At 67.8% G+C, this 11,022-nt stretch carries 9 protein-coding genes and 1 pseudogene; 6 read left to right on the top strand and 4 right to left on the bottom strand.

Annotated features, from left to right (window positions below; all coding sequences use genetic code 11):
- The 3 genes and pseudogenes from JMF82_RS16280 to JMF82_RS16270 all read right to left on the bottom strand — a co-directional run.
- Window positions 1-495, bottom strand: a pseudogene (locus JMF82_RS16280) (histone deacetylase family protein); the annotation flags it as partial.
- A gap of 11 nt (window positions 496-506) precedes the next feature.
- Window positions 507-1,073 carry a cob(I)yrinic acid a,c-diamide adenosyltransferase gene (locus JMF82_RS16275; protein ID WP_201315602.1) on the bottom strand — a complete coding sequence of 189 codons (567 nt, stop codon included), beginning with the start codon at window positions 1,071-1,073 and terminating at the stop codon, window positions 507-509.
- 8 nt (window positions 1,074-1,081) lie between these two features.
- Window positions 1,082-1,687: a hypothetical protein gene (locus JMF82_RS16270; RefSeq protein ID WP_201315601.1), complete on the bottom strand. Its 606-nt coding sequence runs from the start codon at window positions 1,685-1,687 to the stop codon at window positions 1,082-1,084.
- 108 nt (window positions 1,688-1,795) lie between these two features.
- Here JMF82_RS16270 and ubiH point away from each other — a divergent pair, with 108 nt between their 5' ends.
- Genes ubiH through JMF82_RS16255 form a run of 3 tightly spaced genes read left to right on the top strand, consistent with a single transcriptional unit; the run spans window position 1,796 to window position 5,069 of the window.
- A complete protein-coding gene (gene ubiH, locus JMF82_RS16265; protein ID WP_201315600.1) occupies window positions 1,796-3,028 on the top strand; it encodes a 2-octaprenyl-6-methoxyphenyl hydroxylase in 1,233 nt (410 codons plus the stop codon).
- Window positions 3,025-4,248 carry a UbiH/UbiF/VisC/COQ6 family ubiquinone biosynthesis hydroxylase gene (locus JMF82_RS16260; protein WP_201315599.1) on the top strand — a complete coding sequence of 408 codons (1,224 nt, stop codon included), beginning with the start codon at window positions 3,025-3,027 and terminating at the stop codon, window positions 4,246-4,248. Before ubiH ends, JMF82_RS16260 begins: the two co-directional genes overlap by 4 nt.
- 32 nt (window positions 4,249-4,280) lie before the next feature.
- Window positions 4,281-5,069, top strand: a complete 789-nt coding sequence (locus JMF82_RS16255) for a dienelactone hydrolase family protein (RefSeq protein WP_201315598.1) — start codon at window positions 4,281-4,283, stop codon at window positions 5,067-5,069.
- Window positions 5,070-5,166: 97 nt separating this feature from the next.
- On the opposite strand, the gene JMF82_RS16250 is transcribed toward JMF82_RS16255, so the two are convergent.
- Window positions 5,167-6,168, bottom strand: a complete 1,002-nt coding sequence (locus JMF82_RS16250; protein WP_201315597.1) for a polyprenyl synthetase family protein — start codon at window positions 6,166-6,168, stop codon at window positions 5,167-5,169.
- Window positions 6,169-6,521: 353 nt separating this feature from the next.
- Here JMF82_RS16250 and JMF82_RS16245 point away from each other — a divergent pair, with 353 nt between their 5' ends.
- The 3 genes from JMF82_RS16245 to JMF82_RS16235 all read left to right on the top strand — a co-directional run bounded on the left by JMF82_RS16245 (window position 6,522) and on the right by JMF82_RS16235 (window position 10,763).
- Entirely contained in the window at window positions 6,522-7,739 is a 1,218-nt protein-coding gene (locus tag JMF82_RS16245) for an MFS transporter (protein WP_201315596.1), read from the top strand.
- Window positions 7,740-7,909: 170 nt separating this feature from the next.
- Window positions 7,910-9,700 carry a gamma-glutamyltransferase gene (gene ggt, locus JMF82_RS16240; protein WP_236585517.1) on the top strand — a complete coding sequence of 597 codons (1,791 nt, stop codon included), beginning with the start codon at window positions 7,910-7,912 and terminating at the stop codon, window positions 9,698-9,700.
- 91 nt (window positions 9,701-9,791) lie between these two features.
- Window positions 9,792-10,763: a DedA family protein/thiosulfate sulfurtransferase GlpE gene (locus JMF82_RS16235; RefSeq protein ID WP_201315595.1), complete on the top strand. Its 972-nt coding sequence runs from the start codon at window positions 9,792-9,794 to the stop codon at window positions 10,761-10,763.
- Window positions 10,764-11,022 lie beyond the last annotated feature (259 nt).

Genomic DNA, 11,022 nt, shown 5'->3' with positions numbered 1-11,022 from the left:
GCCGTTGCCGTGGTGCACGTCGAAGTCGGCGATGGCCACTCGCTTGAGGCCATGCGCGGCGATCGCGTGGGACGCGGCCACCGCGACGTTGTTGAACAGGCAGAAGCCCATCGCGCGATCGGGCGTGGCGTGGTGGCCGGGCGGTCGCACCGCGCAGAAGGCTCGTCCACCCTGGGTCAGTACCGCATCGACTGCCGCCACCAGCGCACCGGCGGCACGCAACGCCGCTTCGGCGGAGCCGGGTGACATCAGGGTGTCTTCGTCCAGCCGAACGGTGCCATGGTCGGGCAGGGTGCCCAGGATGCGATCGACATGGGCGGCGGCATGCACGCGCAGCAGTTGGTCGCGCGTGGCGCGCGGCGCTTCGATGCGATCCACCGCCACGAAGCGATCGTGGTCGAGCGCCTGCAGCACGGCGCGCAGGCGCGCGGGTGACTCGGGCTGGTCGGGGCCTGGATCGTGCTGCAGGCAACTGGCGTGGGTGTAAAGCCGCAGCATGGCGTCGCTCAGGCCGTCGGCTTGCGACGGCGCTCGTGTTGCCACAGCACCTCGCCGTGGCCGCTGGCCCGGGCCAGCACGCGCGAGACCACGAACAGCAGGTCGGACAACCGGTTGAGGTAGCGCTGCGCCTGCGGGCGAACTTCCTCGACGCGGCCAAGCGCGATGACCTCGCGCTCGGCGCGGCGGCACACGGTGCGGGCCAGGTGGCAGCACGAAGCGGCCATGCCGCCGCCGGGCAGGATGAAGTCCTTCAGCGGCGGCAGCGGATCGTTGAAGCCATCGAGCACCTGCTCCAGGCGCTCGATGTCCGGGTCATGGACCATCGCCATGCCGGGAATGCACAACTCGCCGCCAAGGTCGAACAAATCGTGCTGGATCTGCGTCAGCGCCTCGCGCACGTCGTCGCCCACGCCGTCGGAGGCGAGCACCATGCCGATGGTGCTGTTGAGCTCATCGACCGTGCCGTAAGCGGACACGCGCAGCGAATCCTTGGCGACGCGCGAACCGTCGCCGAGACCGGTGCTGCCGTCGTCGCCCGTGCGCGTATAGATCTTCGAGAGGCGGTTGCCCACGTGCTGCCTCAGTGGGGCAGCTTGGACTGGCCCGCATGGCCCAGCGTGCGCGACAGCTGCGTAGCCAGCGCGTGCACCACGAGGCCGAGGGCGATGTAGAGCACCGTGGCTTCGAGGAAGAACAGGTACCAGTCGCCCATGTTGGCGACCCAGGCACCCATGCTGCGCGGTTGCGGCACGCTGTTGCTCAGCCAGTAGAAGCTGCCGTTGGAAATGACGTAGCAGGCCACCCAGCCGCCCAGCACGGCGACGGCCGCCATGCCCAGGCCACGCAGGTTCAGGCCCGGCTGCTGGCGGGCCAGCCAGCTGCCACCCAGCCACAGGCTGAGGTAGGAGGGCACCAGGAACCAGTAGGCCGCCGACACGCAGTAGTGATCCCAGAAGCTGATGCCCTGGTTGCTGATCACGATGTAGTCCACCACCACCGCCTCGACCATCAGCAGCGGGAAGGCCCAGCGGAACGAGCCGCGCAACCAGAAGCCGGCCAGGAAAAAGATCGCCCAGGAAGCGTCCCACACGTCGTGGTGGAACAGCGAGAGATGCACGCGGGTGGCGGCCATCACCAGGGCGAGGGCCAGGAAAATGCCAAGCCGCTGGTTTTGCGTCGTAGCCATGAATTGCTCCAAAGTGTTGCGCAGGGTGCAGACGCCAAGTCTATCCCAAACCGGCGTGCCCCTGACGGTGTACAGGCCCCGGGCTGGCAGCGCGTATCATTCGGCGCCATGACTACCTCATCCCCCCAGGCCGCGACCGCACGGCCGCCGGTTCTCATCATTGGCGGAGGGCTGGTGGGCGCCAGCCTGGCCATCGCACTGGACGCAGCCGGCATCGAGGCCGTGATGGTCGAGGCCGCGGCGCCGCGGGTCGGTGGGCAGCCGAGCTACGACGAACGCAATCTGGCGCTGGCTCGCGCCACCGTGAACGGCCTTGCCGCGATCGGCGTGTGGCCGCATGTGGCAGCGCAGGCAACGCCTATCCGTCACATCCACGTCACGCGCGCGGGCGAATTCGGCAGCGTGCGCATGGACGCCGATCGGCAGAGCGTCGATGCCCTGGGCTGGACCCTGCCGGCGCGCGAACTCGGCGCCGGCCTGCTGCGCCGGCTCGATGAGTGTCGACAGCTCCGCCGGCTGGCACCGGCGCGACTGGAGGCGCTGGAGCCGACGCCGAATGGCTGGCGTGCCCGCATCGGCATGGCCGAGGGTGCGATAGAAATCGATACGCCGTTGCTGGTGGGTGCGGACGGCACGGATTCCTTCGTGCGCGACCGCCTGGGCATCGCCGTCGATCGCCATGACTATGACCAGACCCTGTTTGTGTGCACGGTGACGCCGGAACGCGATCATGCCAACCGCGCCTACGAACGTTTCGCCGACCACGGCCCGGTGGCCTTGCTGCCGTTGTCGGGGCGTCGCTGCGGGCTGGTGCTGACGGTTCCGCGCGAAGAGGCCGATGCGGTGGCCTCGCTCGACGACGAGGCCTTCATCGCGCTCGCGCAGGAACGCTTCGGCTGGCGTCTCGGTCGCCTCAGCCGCCCTGGGCGCCGCCATCCCTATGCGATCCAGCGCGTGGCCGCGAAGGAACTCACCGGTCCGCGCGCGGTGCTGGTCGGCAACGCCGCGCAGACGGTGCATCCGATCGGCGCGCAAGGATTCAACCTCGGGCTGCGTGATGCGTTGACGCTGGCCGAACTGGTGGCAGAAGCCGGCGATCCGGGCGCCGATGCGTTGTTGGAGCGCTACGCCACGCGTCGTGCGGCGGATCGCGAAGGCACCATGGCGATGAGTCACGGCCTGGTGCAGTTGGCCTGCCTGGCGCAACCGCTGCTTGGGCCGCTGCGTTCGATGGCGATGCTGGCGTTCGATCGCGTGCCGCCGTTGCAGCGCTTGATGGCCCGGCGTGGCATGGGTTTTCGCAGCGAGCCGCCGCGCGCGGTACTGGAGCGGTTGCCGTGAGCGTGCCGTCGTTGTCCCGGAATGAATTGCCGCGTCGTCGCGGGCCGGCGCTGGATGTGGCCGTGGTGGGCGGTGGCATGGTCGGCGCCGCCACGGCGCTGGCGCTGGCGCGCGCGGGCTTTGCCACGGCGCTGGTCGAGGCGCGCGCTCCGGCTCCCTGGTCGGCGCAGGATGAAGTGGATCTTCGCGTGGTGGGCCTTGCGCCTTCGTCCGTGGCGTTGCTCGACGATCTGGACGTATGGGCTTCCATCCGCTCGCGGCGCGCCGGTCCTTATGCACATATGCACGTATGGGACGCGGCCACCGGCGCGTCGATCCATTTCGATGCGGCCGACGAGGGCCGCGACCTGCTCGGTTACATCGTCGAGAACAATCTCGTGCAGTGGCAGTTGTGGCAGGCCCTGGAACCGGCTGGCGTACGCCGCCTGTGTCCGGCGCAGGTCAGCGGTTTCGACGTGCAGGAAGACCGCGTACAGCTCACGCTGGAAGGCGCGGAGAGCGACATGCTTTCCGCACGATTGCTGGTGGCCGCCGATGGCGCCAACTCGCCGCTGCGCTCGCTGGCGGGCATCAAGACGCAGGGGCGCGACTACGCCCAGCGTGGCGTGGTCGCGCATGTCAGTACCGAACGCCCGCATGAAGGCACCGCGTGGCAGCGCTTCCTGGAAACCGGGCCGCTGGCCTTGCTTCCCCTGGCGGATGGGCGCAGCTCGATCGTCTGGTCGCTGCCCGAAGCCGAGGCGCAGCGCGTGTTGGCGCTGGATCACCAGGCCTTCCTCGACGCGCTGGGCGTGGCCAGCGACTTCCGTTTGGGCCGCATCGTGGGAAGCACGCCGCGCGCCGCCTTCCCGTTGCGCCTGCAACTGGCGAAGAGCTACCAGTCCGAGCGTTTCGTATTGCTGGGCGATGCCGCGCACGCGGTGCATCCGCTGGCGGGGCAGGGCGTGAACCTGGGCCTGCGCGACGTAAGCGAACTGCGCGATACGCTGGCGGCTGCGCGAGAGGACGGCGTCGACATCGCCGCTCCGCAGGTGCTGCGTCGCTATGCCCGTCGCCGGCGCAGTGCCGATACGCTTGATGCGCTCGGCTTCGACGCGCTGGCGCGCGTCTACGGCTGGACGTTCCCGCCGCTGGTGGCGGCGCGTGGCCTGGGCGTGCGCCTGCTCGACCGTTTGAACCCCATCAAGCGCCGGCTTGCCGAACACGCCGCCGGCCTCTGACCTGTCTTATCCCGCAACGAGGAGTGGAAGTCATGCGCATGGCCCGACTTTGCTGTTTGCTGTTGCTGTCCGGATTCACCTTCGCCGCGCAGGCGAAGATGGTGCACAAGCCGGTGGAATGGACCGAAGGCGGTACCAAGTTCCATAGCGTGCTGGTCTATGACGATGCCGTCGCCACCAAGCGTCCCGGCCTGGTGATGGTGCCGAACTGGTATGGCGTCAACGACGGTGCCTTGAAGAAGGCCGAGGGCATCGCCGGCAAGGATTACGTCATCCTCGTTACCGACATGTACGGCGAGACGGTGCGCCCCGCCAGCGACGATCAGGCCATGGCGGCGGTGAAGCCCCTGTACGGCGACCGCGCGCTGATGCGCAAGCGCATCGACGCGGCGCTGGGGCAATTGAAGGCGCAAGGCAAGGACGCCCCGATCGACCTGACCAAGCTCGCTGCCATCGGTTTCTGCTTCGGCGGCTCGGCCGTGCTGGACCTGGCCCGCAGCGGCGCGGACGTGGCGGCCGTGGTGTCGTTCCATGGCGCCTTGCAGACGGACGATCCGTCGCTCGCCAAGCAGATCAAGGCGCGCGTGCTGGTGATGAATGGTGCCGACGACAAGGGCACCATGCCCGATGCCGACAAGTTCATGGACGAGATGCGCGGCAGCAAGGCCGACTGGCAGTTCGTGGTGCTGGGCAATGCGGTGCACTGTTTCACCGAGACCGACCAGCACAAGCCGGGCTGCATGTATGACGAGCGGGCGGCGCAGCGCAGCTACCGGTTGATGCACGACTGGCTGCGCGCAGCGTTTGCGGGAACGCCGTAAGGGTTCGGCGGGTCGGATCGCGCACTGGGTGCGCTCCTACAGGGTCACGATGCCCTTGTAGGAGCGCACCCAGTGCGCGATCCAACCTCGCGAAGAGTCAGAAACTGCGCTGCACCGAATAATCCGCCAGTGTCGCCATGGCCTCGCGCCATGGCGAATCGGGCAGCGAGCGCAGCGCATCGCGTGCGGCATCGGCGTGGAACACGGCGCGCTCGTGGGTGCGCTCCAGCGCACCGGAATCGCGGATGGCGGCAATGATGCGGTCCAGCGAATCCAGGCCGCCATGTTCGATCGCATGGCGCAGCGAGCGCTTCTGCTCCTCGTCGGCGTTCTGCAGCGCGTAGATCAGCGGCAGCGTGGGCTTGCCTTCGGCGAGGTCGTCGCCGATGTTCTTGCCCAGCGTGTCGGCATCGCTCACGTAGTCGAGCAGGTCGTCGGCGATCTGGAAGGCATAGCCCAACTCCATGCCGTAGCGGCGCAGCGCCGCGACCTGGTCCGCCGGCAGGCCGCCGAGCAGGCCGCCCAGCTCGGTGGCGGCGGCGAACAGCACGGCGGTCTTGCGCTCGATCACCGCGAGGTAGGCGGCCTCGTTCACGTCGGCGTTGCCGATGTTGAGCAGCTGCAGCACCTCGCCTTCGGCGATGGTGTTGGTGGTGTCGGCCAGGATGCGCATGACGCGCATGTCGTCCAGTTCCACCATCAGCTGGAACGAACGCGAATAGAGGAAGTCACCCACCAGCACGCTGGCGGCATTGCCCCACAGCGCGTTGGCGGTCTTGCGGCCGCGGCGCAGGTCCGATTCGTCCACCACGTCGTCGTGCAGCAGAGTGGAGGTATGGATGAACTCGATCACCGCGGCGAGCTTGATGTGCTGGTCGCCCCGATAGCCGGCGGCGTTGGCGGCCAGCACGTGCAGCATGGGGCGCAGGCGCTTGCCGCCGCTGGCGATGATGTGGTCGGCGATCTGGTTGATCAGCACCACGTCCGACGACAGGCGGGTGCGGATCAGCGTGTCGACGCGCTGCATGTCCCCTGCGGCGAGCCCTTTGACGGCGGCAAAGTCGGCGGTACGGCGAGTGTCGGCGTGAGTCGTGGTCATGAGGGAGTCGCGGGGTCTTGTCCGGCGATTATAGAGAGAGTTGACCGAAAGAGCCTGCTCCGGGTCGCAGCGTCGCCCGCGTTGCGCCGGTGTGCCCGCCAGGGGCGGTGCGTGGCGAAGCGCCTCCCCGCGCGCGGGCCGGGTCTGTTTGCCCGCACGCCGGCGTCATCACCCGGTGGCGTATCGGCATACACGCCCTCGTTCTTCCTTGACCCGCGCGCAAACGGATCCCGGCGCGGGCCACGCCGCGACCCTGGGCGGGCTCTGAAAACCGCCGCGACACGGCACCGCGTCTGGATTTGTGGGCCTAAACGTATAATCGGCGGAGAAACCGCCCTGAGAAGAACCCTCCGGTGAGCAAACTTTCCCCACTCGAACGGCGCAGCGCGCTGACGCTGGCCTGTGTGATCAGCCTGCGGCTGTTCGGCCTGTTCCTGATCATGCCGGTGTTTTCGCTGTACGCGCAGAAGATGCCGGACGCCACGCCGCTGCTGATCGGGCTGGCGCTGGGCGTCTATGGGTTGGGGCAGGTGCTGCTGCAGATTCCGCTGGGCCTGCTGTCGGACCGCATCGGCCGGAAGCCGGCCATCACCCTGGGCCTGCTGGTGTTTGCCGCCGGCGGATGGGTCGCGGCGCTCTCGCACAGTCTGCTGGGCATCGTCATCGGTCGCGCGCTGCAGGGCATGGGCGCCGTCGCGGGCGCCGGCACGGCGCTGGCGGCCGACCTCACGCGCGAGGAAAACCGCGGCAAGGTGATGGGCATCATCGGGGTGTCGATCGGCGTGGCGTTCCTGCTCGCGCTGATCCTGGGCCCGCCGCTGGAAGCGGTTGACGGGTTGTCGGGTCTGTTCGGCGCCACCTCGATCCTGGCGATGGCGGCGCTGGTGCTGCTGTGGCTGATCGTGCCCACGCCGGAGCGCCGCAAGGCGCCGGCGGCCGCCGCATTCGGCAGCGTACTGTCCATGCTTCGCGACGGGCGCATGCTGGTGTTGAACGGCTCGGTGTTCTTCCTGCACATGCTGTTGACGGCGAGCTTCGTGGGCCTGCCGCTGCTGCTGGCCGACCGGCTGCAGTTGCCGGTGAATCGCCACTGGGAGTTGTACCTGCCGGTGATGGTGATCGCCGCGTTCGTGATGGGCGCTTGCCTGCACCGGATGCGCGAGGTGGCGCAGAGCCTGCGCATCGTGGGCATCTGCGTGGTGGCGATCGGGCTGGGCCTGGTCGGGTTTGCGCTGTCGGGTCGTCACCTGGCGGCGCTGGGCGTGGCGGCGGCGGTGTTCTTCTCCGCGTTCAACCTGCTGGAGGCGGCGCTGCCGAGCCTGGTATCGCGACTGGCGCCTTCGCATCTGCGTGGCGCGGCGATGGGCGCCTATTCCACCAGCCAGTTCCTCGGCGCCTTCGTGGGTGGTGCGGTAGGTGGCATCGCGCTGGGTCGCCTGGGCACGGATGGTGTATTCCTCTGCGCCGCCGCGATGACGGTGCTGTGGTTGCCGCTGGTGTTGGCCGGCGCGCGCCGGATTCGCGAGGGCGACGCCGGCCTCGATGCGGCCGTCGTGGCGCGGGGCGCCTGACACCGCCGAGCGGTCGAACCGGCGACGCGATCGCCGTCATGTGGCGGCGTTCCTTGGCAGCGGTACGGCCAGGGTGTATGACGGCACGTCCTGCAGCGTGATGTGCGTGTGGCGCAATCGGCCATGACGCAAGGCGCCGCGCTTCCCGTCCCGTTGCTGAGGCCGTCCGCATGGCGATATCCCGCATCCCGCGTTTCCCCGCGCTCACCCTGCTGGCCGCGGCAGCCAGCCTGCTTGCCGGCCACGCACTGAGCGCCGACATCAGCCGGGGCGATCGCTATTCCGGCAGCGCCTGGGCTTCTCGTTCGCCGGTGATCGCCCAGCACGGCATGGCGGCCACCGAGCAGCCGCTGGCATCGCAGGCCGCGTTGGATGTCCTCAAGAAGGGTGGCAGCGCGGTGGATGCGGCCATTGCCGCCAACGCGGCACTGGGCCTGATGGAGCCGGTGCTCAACGGCATCGGCGGCGACTGCTTCGTGATCGTGTGGGATCCGAAGACGCACAAGCTGTACGGCTACAACGGCTCCGGTCCTTCGGCGAAAGGCCGTGACCTGGCGAAGATGAAGGCGCGGGTAAAGGCCGCCTACGCCAAGGCGGGCATGCCGGCGAAAGAGCATATTCCCGCGGTCGGTTCTCTGCCGGTGACCGTGCCGGGCACGGTCGACGCGTGGTTCGCGCTGCACGAGAAATTCGGCAAGCTGCCTATGTCCGACGATCTCGCGCCCGCCATCGGCTATGCGAAGGACGGTTTCCCGGTCACCCAGCTGGTCGCCAAATACTGGAAGAGCAGCTTCGCCAGCTTCGAGAAGCAGAAGGGCCTGATCGAGGAACTCGACAACGCGCGCCACACCTACCTGGTGGACGGCCATACGCCCGCCGAGGGCGAAGTGTTTCGCAACCCGGATCTCGCGCGCACGCTTTCGATCATCGCCCAGGGCGGGCGCGATGCGTTCTACAAGGGCGAGCTGGCGCGCACGATGGATGCCTACTTCAAGCGCATCGGCGGCGACCTGCGTTATGAGGATTTTGCCGGCTACCACGGCGAATGGGTGACGCCGCAATCAGTGAACTACCGCGGCTACGACGTCTACGAACTGCCGCCCAACGGTCAGGGTTTCGCGGCGCTGGAGATGTTGCAGATACTCAAGGGCTTCGATCTGCGCAAGATGGGCGTCGGCAGCGCGGACGCGATCACCGCGATGCTGGAAGCCAAGCGGCTGGCCTATGAGGACCTGGCGAAGTTCTACGCCGACCCGACCTTCGTGAAGGTGCCGATGAAGGGACTGATTTCCGAAGGTTACGGCGACCAGCGTCGCAAGGAGATCCATCTCGACCATGCCAACCCGTCGATCGGCCCGGGCGACCCGCGCCTGTTCGATGGCGATACCACCTATTTCACCACCGCCGACAAGGACGGGATGATGGTGTCGATCATCCAGTCCAACTATCGCGGCATGGGTTCGGGCCTGGTGGCCGACGGTCTGGGCTTCATGTTTCAGGATCGCGGCGAGCTGTACTCGCTCGATCCGAAGGCGGCAAACGTGTACGCGCCGGGCAAGCGTCCGTTCCACACCATCATCCCGGGCTTCGTGTTGAAGGATGGCGAACCGTTCCTGGCATTCGGCGTGATGGGGGGAGACATGCAGCCCCAGGCCCATGTGCAGGTGCTGACCAACATCATCGATTTCGGGATGAACGTGCAGGACGCCGGGGACGCCGCGCGCTGGCGGCACTACGGCAACGCCGAGCCGACGGGCGAGCCGTCGATGGGTATCGGCAAGGTTGAGATGGAGTCCGGATTCGACCCTGCGGTGAAGGCCGAGCTGGCCCGGCGGGGGTATACGATCGAGCCGGGCACCGGCAATTTCGGCGGCTACGAGGCGATCCTGTTCGACGCCAGGCAGCGGGTGTACTGGGGCGCCACCGAGATGCGCAAGGACGGGGAAGTCGTGGGCTATTAGGAAGGCTTTCCCCGGCCAAGCGGCCGATTGTTTTTGTGTGGGGTCGACCCAATGATCCCGTTGCTCCAGGCATACCGCCGGTGAGGTTTGTATGGCCCATCACATCGTTGCGCTGATCACCCAATACGGCCTGCTGCTGGTGTTCCTCAACGTGCTCGTGGAACAGGCGGGCGCACCCGTGCCCGCCGTGCCCACCATGATCGTCGCCGGCGCCCTGGCCGCGATGGACAAGCTGCCGTTGAGCGGCGTGTTGTCGGTGGCGTTGGTGGCCTGCCTGCTGGCCGACTTCGCCTGGTACCTGGCTGGCCGCTATTTCGGCGGCGGGGTGATGCGCACGCTGTGCCGCATCTCGCTCTCGCCCGATTCCTGCGTGAAGCAGTCGGAGCTGCGTTTCCAGCGCTGGCGCGGCGGCATGCTGTTGCTCGCCAAGTTCGTGCCCGGCCTGTCCACGGTGGCACCGCCGCTGGTCGGCGCGATGGGCCTGCGTGCGGTGCCGTTCGCACTGTTCGATGGCATCGGTTCGCTGCTGTGGGTGGGCGTCGCGGTGTCGCTGGGTTATGTGTTCGCCAACCAGATCGACGACGTGATTGAAGCGTTGGCCAACGCGGGCAGCGTGGCGCTGATGCTGATCGGCTGCCTGCTCGCCTTGTACATCATCGCCAAGTGGTGGCAGCGCCATCGCCTGCTGAAGACGCTGCGCATGGCGCGCATCACGGTGAACGAGCTCAACGAAGCCATCGAGGGTGGGCGTACGCCGGTGGTGGTCGACGTGCGCTCCGACGCGTCGCGCATGATCGATGGCCGCATCATTCCCGGCGCGCTGCTCGCCGACGTCAACAGTGTCGACCGCATCGCCGCCGAAGTACCGATCGATGCGGAGCTGGTCATCTATTGCACCTGCCCGAATGAAGCCTCCGCCGCGATGGTGGCGAAGGCGTTGATGGCGCACGGCTACAAGCGCGTGCGGCCGCTGCTGGGTGGCCTGGATGCATGGGAGACGGCGGGTTTCCCGGTGCACCGCGTGCCGGGTGAGGAGCCGGTGGCGGTGTCGCACGCCGCCTAAGCCAGCGGCGGCGTCCGCCGTTGTAGGAGCGCACCCAGTGCGCGACCGCCTTTCGGGCCGGTCTGCAGCATTCGTTCTTCAGGCATGCAGTTGGCGACGTCTTATTGCTGTCTTCCGCGACCGGGCTCGCCTGCGGCGGGCTTCCGAGCCGCTGCCGCGGCCCGGGTCACTTTTCTTTGCTTGCTCAAAGAAAAGTGACCAAAAGAAAGAGCACCCCGCGCGGCGCTGGCTGGGCTACGCCCAGCCAGTCCGTGAGGGG

The organism is Dyella sp. EPa41, from assembly GCF_016586165.1.
Lineage (GTDB): Bacteria > Pseudomonadota > Gammaproteobacteria > Xanthomonadales > Rhodanobacteraceae > Dyella.
This window is presented reverse-complemented; position numbering and strand designations above follow the sequence as displayed.

Coding starts and splice junctions, on each gene's coding strand:
- JMF82_RS16270 (WP_201315601.1), bottom strand. CDS start 1,687: ATGGCTACGACGCAAAACCAGCGGCTTGGCATTTTCCTGGCCCTCGCC.
- ubiH (WP_201315600.1), top strand. CDS start 1,796: ATGACTACCTCATCCCCCCAGGCCGCGACCGCACGGCCGCCGGTTCTC.
- JMF82_RS16255 (WP_201315598.1), top strand. CDS start 4,281: ATGCGCATGGCCCGACTTTGCTGTTTGCTGTTGCTGTCCGGATTCACC.
- JMF82_RS16250 (WP_201315597.1), bottom strand. CDS start 6,168: ATGACCACGACTCACGCCGACACTCGCCGTACCGCCGACTTTGCCGCC.
- ggt (WP_236585517.1), top strand. CDS start 7,910: ATGGCGATATCCCGCATCCCGCGTTTCCCCGCGCTCACCCTGCTGGCC.
- JMF82_RS16235 (WP_201315595.1), top strand. CDS start 9,792: ATGGCCCATCACATCGTTGCGCTGATCACCCAATACGGCCTGCTGCTG.